Source organism: uncultured Sulfitobacter sp. (genome assembly GCF_947499945.1).
In the GTDB taxonomy this organism is placed as follows: Bacteria; Pseudomonadota; Alphaproteobacteria; order Rhodobacterales; family Rhodobacteraceae; genus Sulfitobacter.
The window spans coordinates 218,995-245,518 of sequence record NZ_CANMQD010000002.1 but is presented as its reverse complement, the minus strand read 5'-3'; the positions used below and the strand labels follow the sequence as shown (position 1 = coordinate 245,518).

24 protein-coding genes, 1 tRNA gene and 1 pseudogene are annotated in these 26,524 nt (G+C 54.7%); 14 read left to right on the top strand and 12 right to left on the bottom strand.

Annotation, left to right across the window (positions count from 1 at the left end; genetic code table 11):
* Positions 1-272: 272 nt before the first annotated feature.
* Positions 273-655: pseudogene (locus Q0775_RS11425) on the bottom strand (hypothetical protein).
* A 407-nt stretch (positions 656-1,062) separates the two neighbouring features.
* Here Q0775_RS11425 and Q0775_RS11420 point away from each other — a divergent pair.
* The 10 genes from Q0775_RS11420 to Q0775_RS11375 all read left to right on the top strand — a co-directional run bounded on the left by Q0775_RS11420 (position 1,063) and on the right by Q0775_RS11375 (position 11,492).
* Entirely contained in the window at positions 1,063-1,800 is a 738-nt protein-coding gene (locus tag Q0775_RS11420) for a BtpA/SgcQ family protein (protein WP_298860611.1), read from the top strand.
* Positions 1,801-1,813: 13 nt separating this feature from the next.
* Positions 1,814-2,434, top strand: coding sequence for a phosphoribosyltransferase family protein (locus Q0775_RS11415; RefSeq protein ID WP_298860609.1), 621 nt, complete (start codon positions 1,814-1,816; stop codon positions 2,432-2,434).
* Positions 2,435-2,760: 326 nt separating this feature from the next.
* Complete coding sequence (locus tag Q0775_RS11410; protein ID WP_298860606.1) at positions 2,761-3,645, top strand: LysR family transcriptional regulator; 885 nt, start codon at positions 2,761-2,763, stop codon at positions 3,643-3,645.
* Between the two features lie 146 nt (positions 3,646-3,791).
* Positions 3,792-4,931, top strand: coding sequence for an extracellular solute-binding protein (locus Q0775_RS11405; protein ID WP_298860603.1), 1,140 nt, complete (start codon positions 3,792-3,794; stop codon positions 4,929-4,931).
* Between the two features lie 73 nt (positions 4,932-5,004).
* The gene (locus tag Q0775_RS11400) at positions 5,005-5,868 is read left to right on the top strand and encodes an ABC transporter permease (protein WP_298860600.1); all 864 of its coding nucleotides are present in this window, start codon (positions 5,005-5,007) and stop codon (positions 5,866-5,868) included.
* Positions 5,865-6,665: an ABC transporter permease gene (locus tag Q0775_RS11395; protein WP_298860596.1), complete on the top strand. Its 801-nt coding sequence runs from the start codon at positions 5,865-5,867 to the stop codon at positions 6,663-6,665. Before Q0775_RS11400 ends, Q0775_RS11395 begins: the two co-directional genes overlap by 4 nt.
* Positions 6,662-7,747, top strand: coding sequence for an ABC transporter ATP-binding protein (locus tag Q0775_RS11390; RefSeq protein WP_298860593.1), 1,086 nt, complete (start codon positions 6,662-6,664; stop codon positions 7,745-7,747). The genes Q0775_RS11395 and Q0775_RS11390 overlap by 4 nt, the downstream gene beginning before the upstream one ends.
* 3 nt (positions 7,748-7,750) lie before the next feature.
* Complete coding sequence (locus Q0775_RS11385) at positions 7,751-8,653, top strand: polysaccharide deacetylase (protein WP_298860590.1); 903 nt, start codon at positions 7,751-7,753, stop codon at positions 8,651-8,653.
* Entirely contained in the window at positions 8,650-9,093 is a 444-nt protein-coding gene (locus tag Q0775_RS11380; protein WP_298860587.1) for a nucleoside deaminase, read from the top strand. The genes Q0775_RS11385 and Q0775_RS11380 overlap by 4 nt, the downstream gene beginning before the upstream one ends.
* A 1,403-nt stretch (positions 9,094-10,496) precedes the next feature.
* Positions 10,497-11,492, top strand: coding sequence for a hypothetical protein (locus tag Q0775_RS11375; protein WP_298860584.1), 996 nt, complete (start codon positions 10,497-10,499; stop codon positions 11,490-11,492).
* Positions 11,493-11,993: 501 nt separating this feature from the next.
* Here the strand turns inward: Q0775_RS11375 and Q0775_RS11370 are convergent.
* The 5 genes from Q0775_RS11370 to infA all read right to left on the bottom strand — a co-directional run bounded on the left by Q0775_RS11370 (position 11,994) and on the right by infA (position 14,966).
* Positions 11,994-12,068, bottom strand: a tRNA-Phe gene (locus Q0775_RS11370).
* An 854-nt stretch (positions 12,069-12,922) separates the two neighbouring features.
* A complete protein-coding gene (yacG, locus tag Q0775_RS11365) occupies positions 12,923-13,108 on the bottom strand; it encodes a DNA gyrase inhibitor YacG (RefSeq protein WP_298860579.1) in 186 nt (61 codons plus the stop codon).
* Entirely contained in the window at positions 13,105-14,130 is a 1,026-nt protein-coding gene (locus Q0775_RS11360; protein WP_298860576.1) for a ribonuclease E/G, read from the bottom strand. The genes yacG and Q0775_RS11360 overlap by 4 nt, the downstream gene beginning before the upstream one ends.
* Entirely contained in the window at positions 14,127-14,705 is a 579-nt protein-coding gene (locus tag Q0775_RS11355; protein ID WP_298860573.1) for a Maf family protein, read from the bottom strand. The genes Q0775_RS11360 and Q0775_RS11355 overlap by 4 nt, the downstream gene beginning before the upstream one ends.
* Before the next feature lie 42 nt (positions 14,706-14,747).
* Positions 14,748-14,966: a translation initiation factor IF-1 gene (gene infA, locus Q0775_RS11350; protein ID WP_008228280.1), complete on the bottom strand. Its 219-nt coding sequence runs from the start codon at positions 14,964-14,966 to the stop codon at positions 14,748-14,750.
* Between the two features lie 316 nt (positions 14,967-15,282).
* Between infA and Q0775_RS11345 the strand changes: the two genes are divergently transcribed.
* A complete protein-coding gene (locus tag Q0775_RS11345) occupies positions 15,283-15,978 on the top strand; it encodes an NAD-dependent deacylase (RefSeq protein ID WP_298860570.1) in 696 nt (231 codons plus the stop codon).
* Between the two features lie 57 nt (positions 15,979-16,035).
* Here Q0775_RS11345 and Q0775_RS11340 read toward each other — a convergent pair whose 3' ends face one another.
* The 3 genes from Q0775_RS11340 to meaB all read right to left on the bottom strand — a co-directional run bounded on the left by Q0775_RS11340 (position 16,036) and on the right by meaB (position 18,070).
* Positions 16,036-16,512 carry a copper chaperone PCu(A)C gene (locus tag Q0775_RS11340; protein ID WP_298860568.1) on the bottom strand — a complete coding sequence of 159 codons (477 nt, stop codon included), beginning with the start codon at positions 16,510-16,512 and terminating at the stop codon, positions 16,036-16,038.
* 124 nt (positions 16,513-16,636) lie between these two features.
* Complete coding sequence (rpmB, locus tag Q0775_RS11335) at positions 16,637-16,936, bottom strand: 50S ribosomal protein L28 (protein WP_298860565.1); 300 nt, start codon at positions 16,934-16,936, stop codon at positions 16,637-16,639.
* Positions 16,937-17,080: 144 nt separating this feature from the next.
* On the bottom strand, positions 17,081-18,070 hold the full coding sequence (meaB, locus tag Q0775_RS11330; RefSeq protein WP_298860558.1) for a methylmalonyl Co-A mutase-associated GTPase MeaB: 990 nt from the start codon (positions 18,068-18,070) through the stop codon (positions 17,081-17,083).
* Positions 18,071-18,145: 75 nt separating this feature from the next.
* Between meaB and hrpB the strand changes: the two genes are divergently transcribed.
* On the top strand, positions 18,146-20,569 hold the full coding sequence (gene hrpB / locus Q0775_RS11325; protein WP_298860555.1) for an ATP-dependent helicase HrpB: 2,424 nt from the start codon (positions 18,146-18,148) through the stop codon (positions 20,567-20,569).
* On the opposite strand, the gene gndA is transcribed toward hrpB, so the two are convergent.
* The 3 genes from gndA to Q0775_RS11310 all read right to left on the bottom strand — a co-directional run bounded on the left by gndA (position 20,566) and on the right by Q0775_RS11310 (position 24,573).
* Positions 20,566-21,993, bottom strand: coding sequence for an NADP-dependent phosphogluconate dehydrogenase (gndA, locus tag Q0775_RS11320; RefSeq protein ID WP_298860552.1), 1,428 nt, complete (start codon positions 21,991-21,993; stop codon positions 20,566-20,568). The two genes, hrpB and gndA, sit on opposite strands and share 4 nt — an antisense overlap.
* A 423-nt stretch (positions 21,994-22,416) precedes the next feature.
* Positions 22,417-23,322, bottom strand: coding sequence for an ornithine carbamoyltransferase (gene argF, locus Q0775_RS11315; protein ID WP_298860549.1), 906 nt, complete (start codon positions 23,320-23,322; stop codon positions 22,417-22,419).
* A 75-nt stretch (positions 23,323-23,397) separates the two neighbouring features.
* Complete coding sequence (locus Q0775_RS11310) at positions 23,398-24,573, bottom strand: aspartate aminotransferase family protein (RefSeq protein ID WP_298860547.1); 1,176 nt, start codon at positions 24,571-24,573, stop codon at positions 23,398-23,400.
* Between the two features lie 286 nt (positions 24,574-24,859).
* Here Q0775_RS11310 and Q0775_RS11305 point away from each other — a divergent pair, with 286 nt between their 5' ends.
* Both Q0775_RS11305 and Q0775_RS11300 read left to right on the top strand, forming a co-directional pair.
* Positions 24,860-25,768: a DMT family transporter gene (locus tag Q0775_RS11305; RefSeq protein WP_298860545.1), complete on the top strand. Its 909-nt coding sequence runs from the start codon at positions 24,860-24,862 to the stop codon at positions 25,766-25,768.
* Positions 25,769-25,862: 94 nt separating this feature from the next.
* A complete protein-coding gene (locus Q0775_RS11300; protein ID WP_298860543.1) occupies positions 25,863-26,456 on the top strand; it encodes a GcrA family cell cycle regulator in 594 nt (197 codons plus the stop codon).
* Positions 26,457-26,524 lie beyond the last annotated feature (68 nt).

Genomic DNA, 26,524 nt, shown 5'->3' with positions numbered 1-26,524 from the left:
TTTGTTCTGATATCAACTTGAGAATACGAATTTTAAAGCCCTTTTTCCTAAGCTGCTGTCTGTATCTGAAGATGGTGGTAATTACTGATGCGAGATGCTGGTAAGGATAATTTGGTAGAGTTGAGGCAATTCAGACTAAGCTCCAAGCTTCGCTCATGATATGATAAGAAAGGCATGATGGGCAAACGTCTGTAATGTGGAGGCTGCACCGCAGAGTCGCGTTCACGCGGCAATGACCGCTTTGGGAAGTCCGTGGCGGACGGCCCAAGTGCTTATATTTCATTAGCTTCTGCTATTGCCAACGCATCTTCAAGTTCAACGTCCATATGTCTGACAGTGCTGCCCATCCTCGTATGCCCCAGCAGAAGCTGAACGGCGCGCAGGTGGCCCGTCTTCTTATAAATCTGAGTGACCTTTGTGCGTTGCAATGAATGGATCCCATAGGCGGCCATCTCCAAACCGATGGACGAAACCGAAGCCCGCACGAGGCGGGCATACTGAACAAAGCCAGATCGCAATGGTTCTCGGCGAGTTCAAGCCTGACACGGATCGCCCGGACATGTTTGGGCTCCAACGGCCGTTTCTGGTCAACGATGCGAACCTTATTCCAAGCGGGGCGAAGTGCGCGAAGGGTGGGTAAGTTTGGTGTTTGCATTATGGATCCTCCGATGCGCCCTGCCCTCACACATCAACTACCCGGCGTTGACACAGCATCCAAGGTCAGCTTCGAGACAGAAAGCACCAGACGCTGCGCCGTGCACCAAGGGCCAGTTTGTGAGATCAACAGCCATTGAAGCAAAAATAGCTGACCAATGTGACCAGACGTCTACATAATGGCCATAGTCCAACTGTGGCTGTCTAAATGCAAAAACCTTAGGCGGCCCAGATATTGTTTTAGTGACTGCGTCGTTTCATAGGGCAACCGCTGGTGCACAGAAAAGTATCGGATAAAAATCTGATAGATCATCATTTGCATACCTTATGACCTGATAATAACTATAAATTTTCTAAATTTCAGAGCCGATGCTACCCTTGATCGAAATCCACGAGCTTGAGGTAAATATGAACAGGCAAGACTTCCAAAAATGCTTCGACACGTCCGGTCCTGTTATACTGCCTGTTATTCACGTTCTTGATGCCGAACAGGTGCGGCGTAACATCGAGGTAGCAAAAGAGGGTGGCTGTCCCGGTGTCTTTCTGATCAATCACGACTTCGAGAAAGAAAAGCTGGTTCCGATTATCAAAGAGATGCGGCATGCGTTTCCTGACTACTGGCTTGGTGTGAACTTTCTGGCTGTGACCGGTAAATTCGCATTTCCAATTCTGGGTGAGCTTCAGGCTCAGGGTATTCGGGTTGACGGCTATTGGGCGGATGACGCCCGCATTGACGAGCGCCGTGCTGAGGATGATCAACCCGAAGCAAATGAGATCGCAAAAATCCTCAAGACGAGTGGTTGGGACGGTCTGTATATCGGTGGCACCGCCTTCAAGAAACAGCGCGATGTTGATCCCGCACAGTATGGCAAGAGCGCACGCATCGCCACCAACTACATGGATGTGGTCGTGACCTCCGGCGTCGCCACTGGCCACGCTGCAGACGTTGGTAAAATCGAGATATTTCGGGAGCATTGCGCAGACACAGCCCTTGGGCTGGCCTCTGGAATTACGCCTCAAAACGCCGCGCACTACGCAGACGCGGTTGATCTTTTCATGGTGGCAACAGGCATCAATTTTGAGGGGGACTTTTACAACATTGACCCCGATCGCCTGAAACACCTCATGCACCTCACACAGAAATAAGGGAGACGATCAAATGACATTCGACAAAGGGTCCAGAGACGACCGCTGGTACTTCTCGTTGATGGCGCCGAACACCAAAGGCGAGAAATTTGCGTGGCTGGACCCGACGTCCATCTACATCAACGGCAAGGCCTATCATGACCTGCTGGATGATCTCTGCGCCGACCTGAATGCCGACGATATTGATGTTGTCGCAGGACTTGACGCGATGGGTTTTGTTTTGGCTGCTGGCATTGCCGCGCGGATCGGGCGCGGCTTTCTGCCGATACGCAAGACTGGCAAGTTGTGCGTCGATACAGATATCGCATCCATGACTAATTATTCGGGTCAAACGCAAGCGATGGAAATGCGCCTACCAGCCTTTGCGCCAGAAACGCGGGTCTTGCTTGTGGATCAATGGGTTGAAACTGGCGGAACGATGCACGGTGCTGTGCAATTGGTTGAGAAGCAAAAGGGCAAAGTAGCAGGCATGGTGGCCATTGTCATGGAAGACAATGAAAACACCGCAGAATACCGCAAGAAATACAAATGCGTCACAGCCATTCAACCGGACACAGAGTGGCAGCGACAGGCTAACGCTCAGTATCTCGAAAGCTTCAAGACCTACAAGCCCGAGATGGCATTTCCGGTCTAGGACCCAAGCCGAGCGCACATTTCACGAAGCTCACCCAAGAGGGTTTCCAAAGATGAGATAAATCTGTGAAAACAGCAATCGTCCGCTTGCCAAAGCGATTGCAGCACATGTGAACGTGCTGCTGGCGGAGTGTAATGTGTGCTGCGTTTATCTGGCAAAGCAGTCGAGAGGATTAGCGCAGCTGATCTATCCCCTTTAGTGGCACCTGACACGATTGGTGTGGCTGAAGCCGTCCTCGTCTTGCTTGGATAGCGGCTCGGGACAACGAGTGCATGCGGAGCCGTTATAGGTTTCTATCTAGAATAAGTGACGCTAATGTACCCAACATGAGCGTCACCAATCTATCCACAGAGCTTCTGAGAGCTTTCATAACCGTCATCGAAGTAGCTAGTTTTACACGGGCTGCAGAGATTTTGGGCCGGACTCAACCTGCAATCAGCTTGCAAATCAAAAGGCTGGAAGAAACGGTTGGGAACGCCTTGATTGAGCGTAAAGGCAAAGAAATCACCCTAACCGAACGGGGCGAGGCGCTTGCAATTCATGCCCGACAAATCCTGCGTCTAAACGATCTTGCTATGGTGCAATTCGAGAAGCCAAGCGAATCCTCAAAACTGCGGGTTGGCTTGCCAGTAGATTATGCCGTGAACACACTTCAATCCTGCCTGACCGATGTCGTCCGAAAATATTCAGAAGTGCAGGTCGAAATACGCTGCGACTTATCCAAGCACGTTCTAACCGCCCTGCGCAGTAACGAGATCGACATAGCGGTTGCCCTGTTTGACGGGGACGATCAGCAATTCCTGTTCCGCAACTGGAAAGAACAACCCACGTGGGTTGGCGCAACTGACTTCGACATCCCTGCTGCGTCCGACATCCCACTTGTCGTTCATCCCTATGGATGTGTCTATCGGGACCGAATGACCACTGCATTGAAACTGGCGGGAAAAAGCTGGCGTATTGCCTATTCGAGCCCCGGGATCGGCGGTGTTCAACGTGCAGTCCACGACGGGTTGGGCCTGTCCTGTCTGACGGCTCCAACAGTTCAAAGCGGTATGCGCAAGTTCACCGAAAAAGACGGCCTCCCCGTATTGCCCCCTTTGCACATTGGTCTGTTTGCGCGACAGGCGCAGTTGGGTGCGGGCGGATATGCAGCGATTGATGCCATCGTAAAAATGCTAGAAGCACAATCTTTGGGCATTCATTCTGGATAAGCGCTCATTATGCAGACATATCAACGATAAATTTCCCAAAACTGCCGTCTTGCAATAGCATTCCTCTAAGTCAGCGCCGAACCTAACGGTTCAGCACAGCAACGAATGCTCCTTTCTGCGAAAGGGCGACCAACTGGGAGAAGACGATGATGAGACCAACACTGAATTCCTCTTTGTATGGCCTAAACCGCCGCCAACTACTCAAAGCAGGCGGCGCTGCGGTTTTGACCACTCCTTTCGTTAGCCGCGCTTGGGCCGCCACAACCGAGATCAATATGCTGGCGTGGTACGGTCACGGCGAGCCGGATATGGTCGCGGAATATGAAGCCGCGAACAACGTCAAGTTCGTGCCCAAATATTACGCAGGTGGCGACAACATGCTGGCGCTGATCGCGCAATCCCCTCCCGGCACGTATGACCTGATCCTGTCTGACGGCGAATTTGTGCAACAGTTGAACCTTGCGGGCTACATCGACGAGATGGAGCCAGCAGATTATCCGCTGGATGACATGCTGCACGAAGACTTCAAACAGTTCCCCGGCCACTGGGCCGATGGCAAGATGTATTCCATGATGCTGCGCGGTGGCCACCTTGGTGTTTCTTACAACAAGAATTCGGTTACTGCCGAAGAAGCGACAAGCTATGAGTGCTTCTGGAAGCCGGAGCTTGAAGGCAAGGTTGGCCATTTCGATTGGCACCTGCCGACGCTAGGCATGATGAGCCTCTATAATGGCAACGGTGCTGGCCTGTGGGATCTGGACGATGCCAAATGGGCCGCAGTGCAAGAAACCACATTGGGTCTACGTAAGCAGGTCGGTGGTTTCTTTGATTACGGCGGCACGTTCAACGGCCTCAAGAATGGTGATATGCAGGCGATGGTCGGTATCGGTGACTGGATCACTGGCGTTTTGGAAAAAGACGGCGCACCCGTTGCATCAGTCATTCCCAAAGAGGGCGGAATTCAATTCACGGAAAGCTATTCCATCGGCAAGGGCAGCGAAAAAGCGGCCGAAGTCAAAAAGTTCATCCAATACATGATGTCCCCTGTGGGTCAGGTGAAATCCGCACAGATGGCGGCCTATCCGGGTTTTTGTGTCACCAAAGCGGGGCGCGCTGCCCTGATCGAGGCGGACTTGGCCGAGGCCACACGGTCGCACCAGATCGACGGCGATGCGCAAGATCCGATCACATTGATCAAAGAGGGCCGCATCCATTACCGCGATATCCCGCAGCAGCAGGGTCTCGAGGATTGGAACGACTTCTGGTCAGAGTACAAGAACGCCTAATTGGGTCACCTGAACACACATAAACGGGCGGCCATCTGGTCGCCCTTTTTCACCAAAGGATTGCCCCTAGAACATGCCTTCATCAGCCGACCGAAAACTCAACCTCTACGCGCTGACATGGCGGCTTCCTATCATATTTTGGCAGTTCATCTTCTTCGTCGGACCGGTGCTCTTCATGGTCGCGATGTCGTTCTTCCTTGTGAAGAACTACCGCATGACCGAGGCGTTCGAATTTGTGAACTGGTCCAAGATGCTGAGCCGCGGATACTTCTGGGACAGCTATTGGTACACGGTTTTCATAGCTGGGGTCTCGACCCTCTGTGCGATGTGCATCGCCTTTCCTGCCGCATTTGCACTGGCTTTCCGCGCGTCTGAAAACACCCGCCGCTGGGCAATCTTCCTGCTGATCATCCCGTTTTTCACAAGCTATCTGGTACGCACCTTTTCATGGTTCGTCATCTTGTCCGAGAATGGCGTAATCAACGGTATGCTCAACTACATCGGCCTTGGTCCCTACACGATGCTCAACACCAATTTCGGCACACTTGTCGGCTATATGACCCTGACGCTGCCATTGGTTGTGATCTTGCAAACTGTGACGATGGCCAACATAGACAAGAACCTGATCGAGGCGGCCCGCAACCTAGGTTGCTCCGCCTTCAGAACCATCTGGCAGGTGATCATCCCGCTGTCCAAGACAGGTCTAATCATCGCCGCTATCTTTTGTTTCATCCTGTCGTTTGGTGACTTTGTGGCCCCGTTCTATCTGGGTGGATCGCAGGAACCCACCTTGCCGATCTTGATCCTTGATACCACCAAATCAGGCCAGCAGTGGCCACGTGCCGCAGTGGTCGCAATAATGATGATGGGTACGCTTTTCGCCATCGCCTTTACTGGCATCGCCTTGGCATACCGCAAGAAGAAGGGCGCGAAATGAATCAGAGCCGCACTCTTAACGTCGTCCTTGGCATCTATGTGGCGATGGTATTTGCCTTCGTCTTTGCACCAATCATTTTCAGCATGATCTTTTCGTTCAACTCCCAACGGTTCCCCACCATTCCGTTGGGCGAATTCACGACAGAATGGTATGCAAAAATTCTCGCTGATCCCGATGTTTGGGAGGCCGCACTGAACAGCTTGATCGTGTCGTGCTCCACCGCCCTCATCGCAACCTTCCTTGGGTTTTGCACCGCGTATTCCGACTTTCGGTACAACTTCCGCTTTAAGGGTCCGTACCTCGCCTTGATCTTGCTGCCGCCCACTATTCCGCTCATCATTATGGCGCTGGCTATGCTGGCTTGGTTCTCGAAAATCGGCATGTCAGGGCAACTCTATTCGATCATCATCGCGCATAGTGTTTTAACCGCACCCTTTGCCATGGCCGTCATCCGGTTGCGCCTGAACCAGATGGATCCTGATCTGGAATCAGCCGCGTGGAACCTTGGCGGCTCCGAATGGCAAACCATGCGCCATGTCATCATTCCGTTTTGCAAACCCGCGATCTTCTCGGCGCTGTTCCTGACAGCTGCTGTGTCCTTCGATGAATTCGCCGTTTCATGGTTCGTCTCCGGTCTGAACAAGACCCTGCCAGTGATCATCCTTGAGATCGTTCAAGGCAACATCGACCCACAGGTCAATGCCATTGGGACCTTTGTATTTCTAATTTCCATGACCCTCGTTGTGCTGGCCCAAGTCTTTTTCGCCAGCCGCCAAATGAAGAGCATCAAAACATGAGCAAACCGCTGGTTGTCTTTGACAAAGTCCAAAAAAACTTCGGCAATTTCGTTGCGGTGAAAGAGCTCGATTTCGAAATTCGCGAAGGTGAATTTCTGGCAATCATGGGGCCATCTGGCTGTGGGAAAACCACCACCCTGCGGATGCTTGCCGGACTTGAGACCCCCAGCGTCGGTGAAATCCGCCTGAACGACCGCGGGATGAACGATGTGGCACCGCACGAGCGGGATACGCCACTGGTCTGGCAATCGCTGGCGCTGTTCCCATTTCTGACAGCCCGCGAGAACGTCGAGTTCGGCCTTAAAATGCGTGGCGTGGACAAGGCCGAGCGGCGCGAACGCGCTCTTAAATGGTTGGCCAAGATGGATATCCTCGAGTTTGCGGATCGCGATATTTCGACCCTGTCCGGAGGCCAGAAACAGCGCGTAGCACTTGCGCGGTCACTGGTCATGGAACCGCAGATTCTGCTACTGGATGAGCCGCTCTCGGCGCTTGATGCCCACCTTGTGATCCGCATGCAGGCAGTCCTGACCGATCTACAACGAGAGTTGGGCATTACCTTTGTTTACGTCACCCACTCCCAATCAGAAGCCTTTGCTATGGCAGACCGCGTCATCATCATGGGTAAAGGCGAGATTGCCCAAATCGGCTCCCCTAAGGACATCTACCGAGAACCTGCGAACCAATTTGTCGCCGAGTTTGTGGGGCGTAATAATATCCTGTCGGGCAATGTCGCGTCGTTGTCAGATGACACCGCACGTATCACCACGCCATCAGGTGACTTCACCGTGCCCACAAACGAAGTACGTTTGACCGAAGGCCATAACGCCAGCTTTGTCATCTCGGCTGATCTGGTCCACATTTCCATGGGTGAGCCCGAGGGCAGTAACAAAGCGCAGTGCAAGTTGATCTCGGAGGAATTCGTTGGCTCCATGGTCACGCTGTTTCTGGAAGATGCACAGGGCCATGAGTTCAAAGTCCAGATGCAGGAACGCGAATTGTCCAAGTTCGACCTCAAGAGCGGTGCGGAAATCTGGCTGTCATGGGACACTGCCAGCGCCCACGTTCTAAATGAAAGTTAATCCATGATCCGCAATCCGATCCCTTGGCCAAATGGCGCGAAATGTGCAGTAGCGATTACATTCGATATGGATGCGGACAGTCTCATCCACATCGCCAAGCCTGAGGACAGCTTTGATCGCCTTTATCCTATCTCAATGGGCCGCTACGGCCCTTTGGTAGCTTTGCCTCGCATCCTTGACACCTATCGTCGTCTGGGGCTGAAACAATCGTTCTTTATACCTGGCTGGTGTCTGGAAACCTATCCAGATGTGGCGGAGGCGATCCTGAAAGACGGTCATGAGATTGGCCACCACGGGTATCTACATGAAGACCCGATCAAAACGCGTGGCCAGCAGCGTGAGTGGTTTGAGCGCACGCTGGATATACATCAACGCATCTGCGGGCAAAAGCCGCTTGGCTATCGCGCGCCAGTCTACAACATCACGCAAGAAGTGGTGGATCTGATGATCGAACACGGGATGCGCTACGACAGCTCGATGATGGCGGATGACATCCCCTATCAGTTGAAAACGGCAAAGGGGTCGCTCTACGAGATGCCAGTGCATTGGGGGACGGACGACTGGCCACCCTTCGCTCACTACGACGAAATCGGATATATGATGCCAGTCGCAGCCCCCTCCAAAGGTCTTGGAGGGTTTTGGGAGGAATTCGACGCGCAGTATGATGCTGGCGGGTTCTTCATGTTGATCATCCATCCCTTTCTCACCGGCCGGTTGGCCCGCTGGAGCCAAGTCGAGGCTTGGATCACCAGAACGCAGGAAACCAAAGACGTTTGGTTTGCCACTTTGGAACAAATCGCCGATCATATGGACCAATTGCAACGGGCAGACATTTGGCATCCTACTGTTGAAAAACTGCCCTACTATTCCGGCCCAATCCTGACGGCAAAGGACACAAACACATGAACGCAGATGACACACGCCTTTTGCGCATCGCCTACGACGAGGCCAAAGCCGGATTTGACGAAGGCGGTTGCCCGATTGGGTCCGTTCTGGCACGTGGCGGAGAAATTGTTTCGCAGGGCCGCAATCAACGTGTGCAAAAGGGCGATCCGATTGCGCATGGTGAAATGGACGCGCTGCGCAAAGCGGGACGGCAGAAAACCTACCGTGACACGACGCTGTATACGTCGCTGAGCCCTTGCATGATGTGCACCGGGACGATCATCCAATTCGGCATCCCACGTGTGGTGATAGGCGAGAACACAAACTTTGGCGGCAACGAAGATTTCCTGCGCTCCAAAGGCGTGGAGGTGATCGTCGCCAATGATCCTGATTGCACCGCCCTGATGCAGCGCTTCATCACAGAAAAACCAGCACTTTGGGCAGAAGATATCGCTGAATAGTTCAGACGGTTAGCTAGATTGATGTAGGTTTCCACAGCATTCGGGTATCCTGAAATATTGCGATAACATGGGACCTTCGAACGAATGCCGATAAGCTTGCAAGTAAATAGGCGCTTTGAACATTTGTTATGTGGCAGCGGTGCGTTCACACATCCACTTCTGCCGCCAGACCACGTCGAAAGCTACGAAAAGTGTTAAGACCGGACGTTGGTGCAACTGTGGCGAAAGCCCGTTTTTTCCCGCACAGCGGTTATCCAGTTCGTCAACATGCTGCGCTGACTACAAAAATCCGTTTCGGTGAAGCTGCAACGCAGCGCGATTGGTGGTGGTCAACGTCCGCTTTGGGCCGTTACTTTTAAATGTGTGTCGATTATTGACTGAACAGCCGTGGACCCTTTACGGCATGTGAAGACATGCGCCCTTTCAGTCCCTTCCGAATTTCGGACGCAAAGCCTTCCGAGGTGGTGACACGGATGTAGTCTCGCTCAAAACGTTTAAGAGACACGACATACGTCCCATCTTCGTGGCGATGAGGCGTGACGATCTCACCCTTCTGCGGCCCACGTGAGACTTTCGCCAAGATCTTCATTCATCACCTATTCTGGAAAAGCCTTTTGCAACGTAGATCATCAGTTCAAGGTAGCTACGAGTTTTCAAGGACATATTAGAATGACCATTGAGGTTGCATGACGCTGAGGCCGGTAGTTATTGATTTCACCAATTGCCCGGTTCCGATCTTGCGGACGATATCCTTCTGATGTGTTGCCCAGAGCATCACCAATAGCGATGTCGAATAAAATTCCGTGCATTTCATCTTTGCAGACATGAAATATGGGTATGTGGCAACTCGCGATGACTGAGGAAAAAGGTATTCTTGTTGGCTTTCGCTCTCGCAGCTGAAACAGGATGCCAAGAACGTTCTGGTGAAAAGGTCGGGGTTACGGTGCATGAAACCGTTACTCGACATAGCGGTTAACCAACAAAGGACTTTCATATGTCAAAAGAACACCTGCCAACTTGGATCTCAAAAAACACCTACTGCAAAATCAAGGACCTGATGCGTCTGTTTGACGTATCTCGTGCGACGATAGACAGGTGGTGCCGAGAAAACCCAGGATTCCCTCAGAAACGGAAACTTGGCAGCTCGGGTCGTGGGAATTGCAGTACAAGGTTTGTTGTATCTGAGGTGGCAGATTATGTTGATACCGTTCACAATCAACACGAAGCAGAAAATGAGATGATCTACAAAGTCTCATAATGACCGTTATGAGCCCAAAACAGAACTCCATGCAGTCCGGTACCGCATTCCGTTTTCTTTGTTTCCTTGCGCTTACTAGCTTTTTGCATTTGAAGTATCTAATCGCTATAAGTTTTTTAAAAAATAAAGAGGGCCACAAGGTATAATGCAGCCGTTAAAAACACTATGCTCTGAGTTCATTGAAAAGTATGGAACTGCAGTAGGCTTTTGCTCTCTAACATTGGTTGGCCTCGGACTATACTTGTTCGGCCATTTCCATGCTCCAACACCAGTTGGTGCTACGAGTAATTTAATTTGGTATGCTCAGCTCGCCTTTGACCTTGGGCGAATGATTTTAATTGGTGCTATACTCGGCGCTTTTGTGCGGTTCCTCCATACCTTCAAGGCTATTCGAGAAGTCGTAACCGACGTTTTTTTTGGCGATGAAATACTTAAAAGAAGAAAAGATATTGATGAAATTTGGGCCAAGCTGAGCAAACATATTTTTATTCCAGATTTCTCCAATGAAAATGGGTTGAGTGGCGATTTGCAGGAGAGGATCGTTGAACAACTTAAACAAGGCATGCAGCATAACAAGACTTTTTATGTTCGTTCAAGTGATCGAACAATCACGGTAAAATGGGCTGATGCAGACAACAATATCGTTGAAATTACTGATAGCTCAATCGAAGAATTCATTCCATTTCAAAAGGGAGGAAATGTACATTGGAAGCACGTGTTCTCTGCAGGAGATAATGCCAAGAGCGCGGACTATTCCCCTGAGTTCAGTGTTGTCATCGACGGAGAGAATATTGAACCCTTAGTTGATAAAACGACCTCAGATGTCCAAGTAACATACTCTTACAACATGGAGGGTAAAGATCTATACAAAGTATCCAAGCGATCAGTTCGCCGTTGGAATCTTGAAGCTGACCCACTTATTGTTTTCGTCTCTAGGCATATCGTCGAATCGTTACGCTTAGAAATCAACTGCTTGGATGATAACTTAAGGCCGTTTTTTGAAGAGCATCACTTAAACGACAAGTTTTTTGTCCAACCGAATGATGCGGGAGAAGCACGGCCATCAGATTATGTGACACGTTGTACTTCACCGATTTTGCCAGGTGACGGCTTTACTATAGCTCTTATAAAAATAGGATAAGTTGTTCAAAGAGTTTGCATATTTAACCTCTTGTTACTATATATTCCTTACGAAGACGTGACCGCAACCTAACACGAAAGGTGTCCGCGATGTTTAAGTCCAAAGAGACTCTCGTATAAGACGCTGAAAACTAACAAAAAAGGCCCGCTTTGGCGGGTCTTTTTTGTTACGTCAGGCGTTTTGAAATTATTCAAAATCAAGTGGGCGAATCGTATTCGTACATAACATTTAGAAATTTGACCTCTTTTAAGAGCTGCGATACTGCATGGAGGCAAAGAGCGAACTCATGTACTCGAACTTGCAGTTCAAATCATCAAGACTGCCACTTCGTCTCACTGAGCTGAGCTCAAGGCTTATCTGCCAGCTTCTAACAATTCAAGAAGCATTTAGCGCACTCACTCCGTGTCACCAGTGTGTCACCAACTAAATTTCAGATCAAATTATGGGTGCTAAAAATTCACAGTATAACATGCAAGTAGTTGATTTTGTGTAGTATTAAAATGGTGCCCAGGGGCGGAATCGAACCACCGACACGAGGATTTTCAATCCACTGCTCTACCCCTGAGCTACCCGGGCACCGGGACCAGTAAACTGGTCGGGTGAGCGCGTTCTAGGGTCTCAAGCTGCTCGTGTCCAGCCCCATTTTGCTTTCTCGCAAAACTAGACTCGGGACATATCAAATACTTCGATGACAATCTGTTATAGTGACCCAAAATCCTTAAGTTGGCGGGAACAGATTACTTATCTTCACTGGCGGATCGAACGGCAGGCGATGCGCTGGCGGTGCCATTTCCTAGCAAGACGAGGTAAGCCAGATGTCATCGGTCAGCGGGTCTTGAGGGGTATAATCCTCTTCAACTGAAATCGCATACGCTGCTCTGCTACACCCGCTGTGCATGGGCCACCCACGACTTTGCATAATCGTTGGAAGCGTTCGAGCGATATGGATGCATTCGCCCAGATCATAACGGGATCAGTAGCATCGGGACCTGCCAATCCGACCCACTCGACTGTTCCGGCGAGGGGGCCAGAACCCACCACTCACCCTGATTTTGTGGTTGAAAAGGGGTGTGGACACCTAGTCAGTCAGACAATGGCCTGCCTGAGTACCAATTACGTGCAACCGATGACACCAGCGATTACTCGATCCATCTCTTCAGCGCCGCCAACCGCGGTATTGATGCGGAATGTTCCGTAAACCTTGTCAGAAGGGCCAAAAGGCCTTCCATTCCTGATCACTAATCACGCAAGAAGAACGTTCGATGTGACAAACTGTGCAGCGGTATTGAGAGCGTTTTTGGCAGGCATAAAGACTACTGACGCACCGCAAAACGCTATGACCGATATCCAAAAATATTCTTGTCTACATTTACTCGTGCTGCAAACGTAATTTTTCAGTTATGAGGACCCAACTCGAATGAGGCATAGATCTAATGCGTTTTCTGCGCAGGCGGATTCTCTAATGCTTCAATTGCTTTTTCAATATCATCAGGGTCTTGAGAGGCAGCAGCATAGGCACCAGAAAACCACTTGGACAAGTCGATATCTGCGCACCGGCGCGAGCAGAAGGGGCGATATTTCTGGTCCGCATCGCTTGAACAAATCGGACAAGTCACGCGAGCACCTCGGCCAACGGGGAACGTGCTCGTTTACGTTGCAACTCGTAGTGGCCGAGAAGGGTCCAGCCAACAAGTGTGGTCTCCACATCATCCGCCTTAAAGGCAGAGCGTAGGGCTGTTTCGAACGGACGGCGGTCCTTCTTGGGCATAGGCGCCAGGTCGAGCACGATCTGCCCACCAAGACCGCGCAAGCGCAGTGCACGGGGCAAGGCCCGGGCGCAGGCCATGTTGGCTTTGATCCCAGCTGCCAATGACACGTCAGTGCCTGTGTTTACGTCCACTGCCACCAACGCGCGTGTCGGCTCAACATACATCGATGCGCCACCAGAGAGCGGGACAAAATCCTCGGCCAGAGCATCAAGAGCGTCAAGCACGCCGTGCTCTTCAAATCCTCCTGCCTCGGTCACAACTTCGGCTTTCTCGACCCAATCGCGCCACGCGAGCACGTGAGGACCATCACCCTCGGAGAGAGTTTCCATCTCATTGCTCTGGTCGGTGAGCACGTTATGAGCAAGGCTCAACATGGCTTCAATATCCTCGGAAATTGCATCAGACTGTGCGTCGGCACAGCTGGAGCGGAGTATCAAGCCGTAGGTTGCACCGTTCATCGCTTCATGGGCAATCTCCAGCAGGCGGTCGCGCTCTGCCTCGTCGCGGATGGAACGGGAGATGTTGAGGCCCGGTGCGTCGGGTGTGATGATCGCATAGCGGCTTTTGAAAAGCAGCTTGGAGGTGACCGGGATTGCCTTGCCATCTTCGGGGAAGCCCGTGACCTGTACAAGAATCGGCTGACCGGGGGCGAGGCCCTTGATCTGGCGCAGGAAGGCCATGCCATCAGGCGTTTTGAGGAACATGCCCCCCTGCCCTTTTACGGGGCGGTCAGCAATGGCGCGGTAGACCGTCCCACTGCGGGCAGCATCCGGCGTATCGACCAACAGGTCTTCGAGCTTACCATCCACCATCAAAGCGGCGGCTTCGATATCACCGAGGTGATCAAGGATGATTGTGCGGCCTTTCATGAGCCTTCTCCATATAAAGGGTAGCCGCTGGCACGCAGCAGATTTGCAGTCTCGGCGAGGGGCAGGCCCACAATGCCGGTGAACGAGCCGGATATCCATGGGATCAGCACGCCAGCGGGGCCTTGGATGCCATAGCCGCCAGCCTTTCCTTCCCAATCGCCAGTGTCGAGGTAGGCCTTCAACTCTTCGTCCGAGAGGCTTTTCACGCGCACAATGCTCATGACATCACGCTCCCAGAGTTTCTCGCCACGTTTGACGGCAACGGCAGTGATTACCTTGTGACGGCGGCCCGACATGGCACGCAAGAACGCCTCCGCTTCGTCACGGTCCGCAGGTTTGCCCAAGATGCGGCGGCCCAGCGCCACGGTCGTATCAGCACACAGCACGATATCGTCTGCATCGGCAGGCACTGCAACGACCTTCTCACGCGCCATGCGGGCGCAATAGGGGCGCGGCAGCTCAGACTTCAAAGGGCTTTCGTCAATGTCAGGCGCGCGGATATCATCGGCAATAACGCCAATTTGCGCCAGCAATTCCTTGCGGCGCGGTGATCCTGATCCGAGGATGAATTTCATAAGGCAGCTCCTCGCCCGACCCTGCGGGCAGGCGGGGTGTGTTTATTTGAAACGGTAGTTGATCCGGCCTTTGGTCAGGTCATAAGGGGTCATTTCGACCTGTACCTTATCGCCTGCCAGAACGCGGATGCGGTTCTTGCGCATTTTGCCTGCCGTGTGCGCGATGATCTCATGGCCGTTTTCAAGCTCGACCCGGAACGTCGCATTCGGCAGGAGTTCCTTAACGATACCGGGGAATTCGAGCGTATCTTCCTTGGCCATGGTCTCTCCTGTAAATACGTCCCCTCTTTGGGGACTGCGCTTAAATGAGCGCATCGGCGGCGATTTTCAAGGGGAGATGCACGTGAGTCGCGTTTTTAGCCTCTCTAGCTGCTGGCATATGTGATCCTTAGGCTATCAAGCGCCATCAGCGCGCCCTTCCAGCTCCAAACCAGACGCATTACCTGTTGAAGTTGCCGCCAAGACCCTCGTGAAGGGATGATGCAGGCCAGGTGATTCTTGCCAGAACGCTCACGGCTTGACGGTCAAGCCGCGGCCCCTCACAACATTTGCTATTCCCATCCACACGGAGCATCCTATGAGCAAAATCATCATCCTCACCGGCGCAGGCATTTCAGCAGAAAGCGGTATCGAGACATTTCGCGCCGAAACGGGCCTTTGGGCGCAGCATCGCGTAGAAGATGTGGCAACGCCCGAAGGGTTTTTACGCGACCCCCAACTGGTCGTGGATTTCTATAATGCACGCCGCGCTCAAGCTGCGGAAGCGCAGCCTAACGCGGCCCATAAAGCGCTGGCGCGACTTGAAGCAGAGCACCGCGGAGATGTCCTTGTTGTGACACAGAACGTCGATGACTTGCATGAGCGGGGCGGCACGCAAAACCTCATCCATATGCACGGGGCGCTGAACTCGGCGCTTTGTGGACGGTGTGACCATCGCTGGCCTGCGCCCCTGCAAATGGCGGTGGGCAATGCCTGCCCTGCCTGCGATGCGCCTGCGGCACGGCCAGATATCGTTTGGTTTGGGGAAATGCCCTACCAGATGGAGCGTATATTCACAGCCCTCGGGCAGGCTGATATTTTCGCCGCCATCGGCACCTCTGGCAATGTCTATCCCGCCGCAGGCTTCGTTGCCGAGGCTGCGGGTGCAGGGGCACAAACGCTTGAGATCAATCTGGAACCGTCCGCCGTGGGATCACAATTTGATAAGGCACTGCTGGGCCCTGCGACCCAGACCGTCACGGCTTGGGTCGAGGATATTCTCAACAGCAATTAGAGACGCCGGAATTTTTCAAAAATCCCGAACCGTTTCATGTAAAAAACCCTGCTGGGGCTAGCGGTTCAAATCCACAGGGATGATGATTTCAACTTCTCCCACGCGCTCGAATACAAGTGTTACAGGCACCAACTGACCTTGCGTGAGCGGCTCTTGCAGTCCCGTGAACATCAAATGGTCGCCGCCCCGCTCGAACGCGTGTACAGCTTCGTCAGGGATCGAAATCCCCCCCTCAATCGCTCTCATGCGCATGACGCCGTTCACATCCTGAGAATGCGTATGAAGCTCTACACGACCCGGCAATGCGCTGCTCACCCCGACGAGGCGGTCATCCGTTCCTGTGATGTTGCGCAGGACCATAAACGCCGCAGCGGTGGTAGAGGTGGACATGCTGCTGCGCAGATAAGGTTCTTCCACAGCGAAGGCTGCATCGCTTTGATCCAGCGGCGATAGCTTGACCGACACAACAGCCATCACCACGGCAACCAGTGCAAATAGCACGACAATGCTTAGTGTTGCTTTGCGGTTTCGCATATCGGACCTTCCTCTTGCTCTGACCTATGTGTGGATACTTTGGCAAAGATACCAGTCCCAAACACGAAAACGGCCCCGACCTGAATTCAGGTCGGGGCCGTTTCAAATCAGTTCTAAAGCGAGCTTAGGACAGCACGTCAGCCGTAGCACCGGACTTCGCGATCGCTTTTTTGATCTTCAACGCGTTGTCAGACAGCTCGGTGTCTTTCGCTTTTGCAAGGTACGCATCCAGACCACCACGGTGATCGACCGAGCGCAGAGCCGCAGCAGAGATGCGCAGTTTGAAGCCACGGCCCAGCGATTCGGACTGAAGCGTTGTGTCGTTCAAGTTTGGCAGGAACCGACGGCGCGTGCGGTTCTTGGCGTGGGATACGTTATTGCCCGACATCGGGCCTTTTCCGGTCAATTCGCAACGGCGCGACATGGGTTCATCCTTTTGGTTCGGCGCGGCACCCACGTTTTGGGACCACAGCTAATCAAGTCGCACCATTGGCGACCCGTAAATTGGTTCGCAGTCATTAGGAGGAATCGCAGGTCAGGTCAACCCGCCATGCCCCGAATATCGTGCCTAGCTACGCAATTCGCGCACAAACGCAGCGGCAGCGGCAGTAGGCTCGCGCTCCCCGCGTGCGACCGCATCACTCAGAGCCGCCAAAGCGGTACGGACCCGTGGTTGGTCAAGCTGCGCCAGAAGTGCCGTTTTCACCGAGTCTTCAAACCAATAGCGCGCTTGCGTGGCGCGCGTAAGCTCCCAAAAACCGTGATCGCGGCGCCAGTCCGAAAGCGTTTTCAGTGTCTCCCAGACCTCAGGCAGGCCGCGCTGTTCCAACGCTGACACGGTCATCGCTTTTGGGTAGCCTTCGGGATCCTGTGGGCGTTTACGCATCAGACGCAGTGCGCCTGCATAATCGGCCTGTGTGCGCATTGCTGTCGCCTTGAGATCGCCATCAGCTTTGTTGACCACAATCACATCGGCCATTTCCATGATGCCGCGTTTGACGCCCTGCAACTCGTCTCCGCCCGCAGGGGCAAGCAGCAGCAGGAAAAGGTCGGACATTTGTGCCACCACGGTCTCGGACTGGCCCACGCCGACCGTCTCGATCAGCACCACATCAAACCCTGCCGCCTCGCACAGCGCCACAGCCTCCCGCGTGCGCCGTGCGACACCGCCCAGATGGGTCTGGCTAGGGGACGGTCTGATAAAAGCATTCGGATCACGGCTGAGCAAATCCATCCGTGTTTTATCCCCGAGGATGGAGCCACCAGAGCGAGACGAGCTGGGATCAACTGCCAGCACGGCCACCCGCAGCCCCTGCGCTGTCAGCATCAAACCAAAGCTCTCGATGAAGGTAGACTTCCCCACACCGGGTGTCCCCGACAACCCGATGCGCAGCGCTTGCTTTTGTGTGCCGAGTGCGGCCAGCAACTCTGTTGCTTGGACGCGGTGATCTGCACGCCCGCTTTCCACCAGCGTAATTGCACGCGCCAAGGCACGTCGCTCCCCCGCGATGATCCGCTGCGCCATATCTTTGATGTCCATGGTATGCCTCCGCGCCATTCCTTCCGTTTTTCACGCCCCGCGCCGCGAATGTCCAGCCTTGCCCCACACCTCTGCACCACAGATAAGGGCCGCATGAAAACGCAACTGCCCATTGATGAAGTCATGCCCGATATCTTGGGGGCGCTGCGCGACCGTGGACGGCTCGTGCTCCAAGCGCCGCCCGGTGCGGGCAAGACGACACGCGTACCACTGGCGATGCTGGAGGCGGGGCTGACTGACCAACGCATCCTGATGCTCGAACCCCGTCGGCTCGCCGCCCGCGCCGCGGCAGAGCGGATGGCCCAGACCTTGGGCGAGAAAGCGGGCGAGACTGTCGGCTACCGCGTGCGCGGTGCGTCAGAGGTATCAAAGTTTACCCGCATCGAAGTAGTCACCGAAGGCATTCTCACCCGCATGATGCAGGAAAATCCTGAATTGCCGGGCATCGGCGCAGTGATCTTTGACGAATTCCACGAACGCTCGCTGAACGCAGACCTTGGCCTCGCCCTGTGTTTGGAGATCGCAGGCGTACTGCGCGATGACCTGATGCTGGTGGCCATGTCCGCCACGCTGGATGCTGCCCCAGTAGCAGCACTGATGGATGCACCGATCGTCACCTCCGAGGGCCGCAGCTTCCCCGTGACGCCAAACTGGCTTGATAAACCGCTTCCCAAAACAACGCGGTTCGAGCAGGCAGTTGCCGATCTGGTGCTCTATGCGATGACACAGACGGAAGGATCGGCGCTGGTGTTCCTGCCTGGTGAGGGGGAGATCAGGCGCGTACAGAACCTCTTGGAACGACAGGTGCCTGCGGACTGCACCGTGGCCCCGTTGTTTGGTGCGATGGATTTCAAAGCGCAGCGTGCGGCGATCAATCCTGCGACCGAGGGGCGCAAGATCGTGCTGGCCACTTCCATTGCTGAAACATCGCTCACCATCGAAGGGATCCGCATTGTCGTAGACGGCGGCAGATCGCGCCGCGCCGAGTTCAATCCCTCGTCAGGTATGTCGCGCCTCGTCACCACCCGCGTGACCCAAGCCGAAGCCACCCAACGCGCAGGCCGCGCAGGACGGATGAGCGAAGGGGTTGCCTACAAGCTCTGGACCAAAGGTGAGGATGGCGCACTCGCCGCATATCCTCCTGCCGAGATTGAGAGCGGCGACTTGAGTGCCTTTGCGCTCGAATTGGCTCTGTGGGGGGCGCAGGCAGAGGAACTGGCCTTTGTCACCCGCCCTCACGCGGGGCGGCTTATGGAGGCCAACTCCCTTTTGCACATGCTGGGCGCTCTTGACGCAGAACATCGCATAACCGCACATGGTCGCTCGCTCGCCAAACTCCCGCTGCACCCGCGCTTGGCGCATATGGTGGCTCTCGGGGGTCGCAAGGCGGCAACGCTGGCCGCGATACTGGCGGAGCGTGACCCACTGCGCGGTGCGCCCCTCGACCTTAGCCACCGCATGCGCGCAGTTGCGGGGAAGCGGGTGTCAGGCGAAGTGCACCACGCAACGCTGGCCCGCATCCGCCAAGAGGCCAAGCGGCTCTCTCGGTCCACTTCTCCCGATGGACCCGAAGACATCGGCACCCTTGCCGCCCTCGCCTATCCCGACCGCATCGGTCTACGCCGCAAGGGAGACGCGGCGCGATTTGTGCTGTCGGGAGGCAAGGGGGCAGTGGTTTCTGACGGTGATCCACTGGCAGGAGAACGCCTTATTGTGGCAACAGACCTTGACGGTGACCCGCGTGAAGCTCGCATTCGCCAAGGTACCGCCCTGCCGGAAAGCGCACTGCGTACGGCCTTTGCCGATCAGATAGCATGGCATGATCACTGCGTCTGGTCGCGCCGCGAGGGGCGGGTCGAGACACGACGGCAGGAACGCTTTGGCGCGTTGGTTCTGGATGACCGCATTTGGAGCGATGCACCCCAAGACGTGGTGGCCCAAGCGATGCTGGAGGGTGTGGCGCAGCTGGGCCTACGCCCTGACAAAGCCGCAGCAAGGTTTCTGCGCCGTGCGGCCCTTATGGCGGATCAGCCTGACTTCCCCGACTTCTCGGAGGCAAATTTGCTCGCGACGCTTGAAGACTGGCTCCTGCCCCACCTTGGCACCACACGCAGCGCTGCTGATTGGAAACGCTTTGACATGTTACCAGCGCTAAAGGCGCGGCTAAGCTGGGACCAGCAACAACAGATGGACCGCGCCGCACCGGGGCATTTCGTGACGCCTTTGGGTCGGCGCATTGCAATCGATTATGACGGAGACACGCCCCAGATCGCCGTGCGACTGCAAGAGATGTTTGGAGTCACGCGCCACCCGAGCGTGGCAGGCCAGCCGCTTCAGGTGACGCTGCTCTCACCCGCCCAGCGCCCTGTGCAGGTCACGATGGATTTGATCGGTTTCTGGGATGGCTCCTACGCCGATGTGCGCAAGGATATGAAATCCCAATACCCGCGCCATCCGTGGCCTGAAGACCCGCGTGAGGCCGATCCTACGCTGCGGGCCAAACCGCGCGGCACCTAAGACCGCTCACTGGTCAGATCAGGCCATTGCGCATTGAATTTGCCGTCCTTATCCGTGCGTGCAAATCCGTGTGCGCCAAAGAAATCCCGCTGCGCCTGAATGAGGTTCGTCGTGCCGCGTCCGCGCCGCATGCTGTCGTACCACGCAAGCGCTGCTGACAGTGCAGGCAAGGCTGTTCCAAGGGAGACCCCCGCCACCACAACGCGCCGCAAGGCAGGCATGGTTTGGGTCAGTGTCGCGGCGATTTTCGGTGACAGGATCAGGTGGCCATGCGGCAAATCAGTACGAAATGCTGTTGCGAGGTCATCCAACAACGCCGAGCGGATGATGCATCCGGCACGCCAAATCTCGGAAATGCGGGCCATGTCCAACGACCAGTCAAATTCCTGCGATGCAGCATCCAGAAGACGAAATCCCTGAGCATGGGCGATTATTCGCGCCGCAATCAAAGCCTGCTCAAGATCATCCTCAGAGGGCATATCCGCATGCAAGGCACCTGCGCCCAAAGCGGATTCAGCCGCATTACGCATGCCCTTCTCGGAAGACCAGCCCCGCGCACCAACGGCAGCCTCGATCGCATTTGCAGACTGCCCCATCTTCAGCGCCTCAATGACAGTCCAGCGGCCTGTTCCCTTTTGCCCTGCCTGATCAAGAATAACATCGACCATCGGCAATCTTGTATCGGGATCGATGGTTTGCAGAGCTGCGGCACTGACTTCAATCAGGTAGGAACTCAGGGGGCCGTCCTGCCAGCTCTCAAACAGCTTTCCGATGCGCGGCGCATTCCATCCCCCACCATCGCGCAGCAGTCCGTAAAGCTCGGAAATCATCTGCATGTCGGCATATTCGATGCCGTTATGCACCGTCTTTACAAAATGCCCAGCGCCGTCCGGGCCCAAGTGGGCCACACACGGTTCACCCTCGAATTTCGCTGCGATGGCTTCGGCCATCGGCTTAAGCTGGGTCCAGCTGTGCACAGAACCGCCGACCATCATCGAAGGACCGTTCCTCGCACCCTTTTCACCACCCGACACCCCCATCCCAACGAAATGGGCGCCTGTGCCGTTTAACCGATCAAACCGGCGTCGGGTATCATTGAAATCAGCGTTGCCACCATCAATGATTGTATCGCCGTCGTCCAAAAAAGGCATGACGGCTTCGATCATCGCATCCATGGGCGCACCAGACGGAATCATAAAGAGGATAGTGCGCGGAGCCTTGAGGCTTGCGACAAATGTCTCAAGCGTTATTTGTGGACTAATGGTAGTAGCAAGTGGACCTGCTTGCTCAACGAACTTGCCGATCCACTCAACCTCGCGGTTAGTCACGGCAACCTGAAAACCGTTCTCTGCAAGATTGAGGGCCAGTGCACTGCCCATCGTGCCCAATCCGTAGATTCCAATGTCGGCAATGGCCCGTGTCATATAATTTCCCTACTCCAAGTCCGGTTTTGGCAAGGTTGGTTGTTTTGACAAAGCAGCGCAAGCCCATGCACTTCCTGCTCCAATATCGCCAATTCGCTAAAATTAGTTTGTGGATGCCCTGAAATTAGAAGCAAAAAATTTGCAGCCAGAGATAATATAAAACATGTGTTGAATGCACTTTGGTCTGGCGCATGCCGTCAAACTTTCCAATTTGATGCGGTGGTCGGAGGTTGCAGCGCTGTGCGACCGTGAGACCCGGAGACAGGCCTGCGCACACAGAAGTCAGCCAAACCTATCGAGACCAGCGAGGGGGTAGCGGAACCAGAACTGCAAGCGATTTTACGCGCGATTTACCAATCACAAAGAGCTGCGCCCCGCATACCGCCGCCCTAAGAGCAGTATGCAAGGTGCAAGTCATTTTGGCTATTTCTCAAGGCACCAGCGCATGATCGCCTTTTGTGCATGCAGACGGTTCTCGGCCTCGTCAAAAATGACAGACTGTTTGCCGTCCATAACTTCGCTGGTGACTTCGTCATCACGGTGCGCAGGCAAGCAATGCATAAAAAGCGCCTCTGGCTTGGCCTGCTCCATGAGTTGCGCATTGACCTGATAGCCGCGCAACTGGTTGTGGCGACGCTCTCGTGCGGATTGCGGATCATGCATGGAGACCCATGTATCCGTAACCACCAGATCAGCGCCCTTCACGGCCTCCTCTGGATTGCGCACAGTGGTATAGAGCCCCTTGAGCGCAGGCTCGGGCTCCAGCGTTTCTGGGCCGGTGAAAACCAATTCGAAATCAAATTGCTTTGCGGCATGGGCGAAGCTGGCGAAGACATTGTTGCCATCCCCCGACCAGACAACGCGCTTGCCCTTGATGGGGCCGTTATGCTCCTCGAAGGTCATGATATCGGCCATAATCTGGCAAGGGTGACTGCGGTTGGTGAGGCCATTGATGACAGGCACCGTTGCGTATTCCGCCATCTCGTGAAGGGTCTGCTCTTCAAAGGTGCGGATCATAATGAGGTCGACATAGCGTGACAGCACACGGGCAGTGTCGGCGATTGTCTCGCCGTGGCCCAGTTGCATATCCGCCCCCGACAACACCAGCGTCTGCCCCCCCATCTGGCGCACGCCCACATCAAAGGAGACGCGTGTGCGGGTCGATGGTTTCTCAAAGATTAGAGCAACCATATGGTCCTTGAGCAATTGTTCATCATCCAGCGCACCGCGGGGGCGGCCGTCGCGGGCGGATTTCATCGAAGCGGCGTTGTCGATGATCGTGCGCAGTTCGGATTGATCGGTTTGATGGATGTCGAGAAAATGTTTCATGGTCATGTCTTTGCTGGAAAGGTCGCGGATCAGGGGGCAAGCCCCCAATGATGAGTTAGATTTGCCAAATGAAATTCAGGAGGCGTGCAAGCTGGTGGCGGCGTGGTCAAGGCGGGTAACGGCCTCGGCGATCTCTTCGTCCGTGATCGTCAGCGGCGGCAGAAGGCGAACAACATTATCAGCCGCAGGCACTGTAATGACTTCATTTGCATAACCTGCGTTCACCACATCGCCGGGTGCCACTTTGCATTTGAGACCAAGCATGAGACCCGCGCCGCGCACACTCTCGAATACGTCTGGATGTGCCGCGACCAGTCCTTCAAGCTTTTGACGCAGCAGACCTGCCTTGCGGTTGACCTCGGCCAAAAAGTCGGGGTCGGCCACGATATCGATCACCGCACAGCCCACGGCACAACCAAGCGGGTTGCCGCCATAGGTCGAGCCATGTGTGCCTGCGGTCATGCCGCTGGCAGCATTTTCCGTGGCGAGGACTGCGCCAAGGGGAAAGCCGCCACCGATCCCTTTGGCAACCATCATTATATCGGGGGTCACGCCTGACCATTCATGGGCAAAGAGCTTACCCGTCCGGCCCACACCGCATTGCACCTCGTCGAGGATCATCAGAATGCCATGTTCGTCACACAGATCGCGCAGACCTTTGAGACAAACATCTGGCAACGGGCGTATCCCGCCCTCTCCCTGCACAGGCTCAACCATCACGGCGCAGGTTTTGTCATTGATGGCGGCAGTGAGCGCCTCATGATCGCCAAAGTCGAGATGGACAAAGCCCGGCAGCAAGGGACCGAAGCCTTTGGTCATTTTTTCTGAACCTGCGGCAGCGATGCCCGCAGAGGAGCGACCATGGAAAGAGCCAGAGAAAGTGATGATCTCGACGCGGTCAGGCTCCCCTTTGTCATAGAAATACTTGCGCGCCATTTTCACGGCAAGCTCGCAGGACTCTGTGCCCGAGTTGGTAAAGAAAACCGTGTCAGCAAAAGTATGCTCCACCAGTTTGTCCGCCAGCGCTTTTTGCTGCGGAATCTCGTAAAGGTTGGAGGTGTGCCAGAGCGCACCGGCCTGTTCGGTTAGCGCGGCAACAAGTGTCGGGTTCGCATGGCCCAGCGCGTTCACCGCAATCCCTGCCCCGAGGTCGAGAAAACGTCGTCCATCTGCTTCGATGAGCCAAGTGCCTTCGCCTTTTACAAAGCTCAGGGGCGCACGGGAATAGGTCGGCAAGACAGAAGTGATCATCAGGATCATCCTTTCGAGGGGGTGGGACTTTGGAAAACTGCCACGAAAGTCTCAAAAGCGCATGAGAGTTCCGAAGGGTCAAGTGGGGAGTGCACTTTGGCACGCTCGATCACAGCCTCCCTTACGGCAGACTATGCGCATTCAGGTCAGCGGCGTCGTCGGAGCGATATGTGCGAGCATGTAATCATAGGACCTGAGTAACGCTTTGCCATTTTGATGCAAGAGCTTTTGCAAAGCTGGTGCGCTGGCTCTTGTCCGTGCGTGGCATCCGCGCCATAGCACGCTCATGTATATCCCCAAGACCCAGAATAATGCGCTGGCCGCAGCACTGATCCTGATTGCTGCCGCATTTATCGGGGCAACCACATTAATAGCAAAGAGCCTCAGCACGGAAACCTATGGCCCGCCGCTGCATGCGCTTCAGATCAGTCACGGGCGGTTTGTCTTTGCCTTCATGGCGCTGTCACTGGTGGCGATGGTCCTGCGCCCCACACTTTCCACGTTTCACTGGAAACTTCATATCGCGCGCACCACGTTTGGCTGGGCGGGGGTGACGCTGTTGTTTGCCGCCGTGGCGTTTATTCCTCTGGCCGATGCGACGGCCATCTCGTTCCTAAACCCTGTGTTTGCCATGATGCTCGCGATCCCCCTGCTGGGCGAGAAAGTAGGCCGCGTGCGCTGGTCTGCAGCAGGGCTGGCCTTGATTGGCGCGGTGGTTCTGCTGCGCCCTACACCCGATAGCTTTCAACCCGCTGCATTGTTGGCCCTCGCGGCAGCGATGATCATGGGACTGGAGCTTATTTTCATGAAAAAACTGGCAGGGCGGGAGAATCCGTTTCAAATTTTATTAATAAATAACTCTATCGGTTTGTGCATCGCGAGCCTTGCGGTTCTGCCGTTCTGGCAGCCGCCAACGGGTCCGCAATGGATGCTACTGGCTGGGATCGGGCTGTGCATGGCCGTCGCCCAGACATGTTTCATCAACGCAATGGCGCGCGCTGATGCAAGTTTTGTGGCACCATTCAGCTACGCCAGTTTGATTTTCGCTTCACTCTACGACTTCTGGTTCTTTGATGTCGTCCCCGACGGGGTCACAGTTTTAGGTGCAATTATCATCATTTCGGGGGCAATATGGCTTGCCTTGCGCGAAGCGCGGTTGAAAAAGCCTGCTCCACAGCCCTCTAGAGCGGTGTGATCCCTTGCACCTGCCGCCACAGCCATTACTATAGAAGACTGATTTTGCATAAGCGGTCCCCTGCGGGCCGCTTTATTATACTAGGGAAGCCTCCATGTCCTGGACCGATGACCGCGTTGAAATTTTGAAGAAAATGTGGGGCGAAGGCCAGTCCGCAAGCCAGATCGCAAAAGAGCTGGGCGGTGTGACCCGCAATGCTGTGATCGGCAAAGTGCATCGCTTGGGCCTGTCCAACCGCACAACTGCTGGTGCCACTGCCAAGGCTGAGCCAAAAGCGAAAGCCGCACCGAAAGTGCCAGCAAAGGCCAAACCCTCGGCCCCAGTGGAGCCCGAGGTGAAGACAAACGCCGACAAGCCCGACCTCAAGACCGAGCCTGCGATCTCCCCAAATGCTGTGCGTCCGCCGCGCAACCAGATTATTCCCGCAGGCCAACCGCTGCCGCCGCAACCGTCAGCAAACGAGATCAGTCCCGAAGCCCTCGCCAAGGTCAACGAGATCGAGAAGAAGGCCAAGAAGCTGAGCTTGATGGAGCTGACCGAGCGGACCTGCAAATGGCCAGTGGGCGATCCTGCCACGGAAGACTTCTGGTTTTGTGGTCTACCTGTAAAACAGGGCAAGCCCTATTGCGAAGCCCATGTCGGCGTTGCATTCCAGCCCATGAGCGCACGGCGCGATCGCCGCCGCTAAGCACAAGGCAAAGCCTGTTCGCAGGCTTTGCGCCCAGAATTTCTGTGAAATTCTGCCCTGCTACATCA

Bases quoted from the DNA above. Each gene is read 5' to 3' on its own strand.
- Q0775_RS11400 (WP_298860600.1), top strand. From the start codon at position 5,005: ATGCCTTCATCAGCCGACCGAAAACTCAACCTCTACGCGCTGACATGG.
- infA (WP_008228280.1), bottom strand. From the start codon at position 14,966: ATGGCCAAGGAAGATACGCTCGAATTCCCCGGTATCGTTAAGGAACTC.
- Q0775_RS11380 (WP_298860587.1), top strand. From the start codon at position 8,650: ATGAACGCAGATGACACACGCCTTTTGCGCATCGCCTACGACGAGGCC.
- Q0775_RS11360 (WP_298860576.1), bottom strand. From the start codon at position 14,130: ATGAAAGGCCGCACAATCATCCTTGATCACCTCGGTGATATCGAAGCC.
- Q0775_RS11355 (WP_298860573.1), bottom strand. From the start codon at position 14,705: ATGAAATTCATCCTCGGATCAGGATCACCGCGCCGCAAGGAATTGCTG.
- Q0775_RS11305 (WP_298860545.1), top strand. From the start codon at position 24,860: ATGTATATCCCCAAGACCCAGAATAATGCGCTGGCCGCAGCACTGATC.
- argF (WP_298860549.1), bottom strand. From the start codon at position 23,322: ATGAAACATTTTCTCGACATCCATCAAACCGATCAATCCGAACTGCGC.
- meaB (WP_298860558.1), bottom strand. From the start codon at position 18,070: ATGGCGCGGAGGCATACCATGGACATCAAAGATATGGCGCAGCGGATC.
- Q0775_RS11375 (WP_298860584.1), top strand. From the start codon at position 10,497: ATGCAGCCGTTAAAAACACTATGCTCTGAGTTCATTGAAAAGTATGGA.
- Q0775_RS11310 (WP_298860547.1), bottom strand. From the start codon at position 24,573: ATGATCACTTCTGTCTTGCCGACCTATTCCCGTGCGCCCCTGAGCTTT.
- Q0775_RS11420 (WP_298860611.1), top strand. From the start codon at position 1,063: ATGAACAGGCAAGACTTCCAAAAATGCTTCGACACGTCCGGTCCTGTT.
- Q0775_RS11410 (WP_298860606.1), top strand. From the start codon at position 2,761: ATGAGCGTCACCAATCTATCCACAGAGCTTCTGAGAGCTTTCATAACC.
- gndA (WP_298860552.1), bottom strand. From the start codon at position 21,993: ATGACACGGGCCATTGCCGACATTGGAATCTACGGATTGGGCACGATG.
- rpmB (WP_298860565.1), bottom strand. From the start codon at position 16,936: ATGTCGCGCCGTTGCGAATTGACCGGAAAAGGCCCGATGTCGGGCAAT.
- Q0775_RS11390 (WP_298860593.1), top strand. From the start codon at position 6,662: ATGAGCAAACCGCTGGTTGTCTTTGACAAAGTCCAAAAAAACTTCGGC.
- Q0775_RS11345 (WP_298860570.1), top strand. From the start codon at position 15,283: ATGAGCAAAATCATCATCCTCACCGGCGCAGGCATTTCAGCAGAAAGC.
- hrpB (WP_298860555.1), top strand. From the start codon at position 18,146: ATGAAAACGCAACTGCCCATTGATGAAGTCATGCCCGATATCTTGGGG.
- Q0775_RS11405 (WP_298860603.1), top strand. From the start codon at position 3,792: ATGATGAGACCAACACTGAATTCCTCTTTGTATGGCCTAAACCGCCGC.
- Q0775_RS11415 (WP_298860609.1), top strand. From the start codon at position 1,814: ATGACATTCGACAAAGGGTCCAGAGACGACCGCTGGTACTTCTCGTTG.
- Q0775_RS11300 (WP_298860543.1), top strand. From the start codon at position 25,863: ATGTCCTGGACCGATGACCGCGTTGAAATTTTGAAGAAAATGTGGGGC.
- Q0775_RS11340 (WP_298860568.1), bottom strand. From the start codon at position 16,512: ATGCGAAACCGCAAAGCAACACTAAGCATTGTCGTGCTATTTGCACTG.
- Q0775_RS11385 (WP_298860590.1), top strand. From the start codon at position 7,751: ATGATCCGCAATCCGATCCCTTGGCCAAATGGCGCGAAATGTGCAGTA.
- Q0775_RS11395 (WP_298860596.1), top strand. From the start codon at position 5,865: ATGAATCAGAGCCGCACTCTTAACGTCGTCCTTGGCATCTATGTGGCG.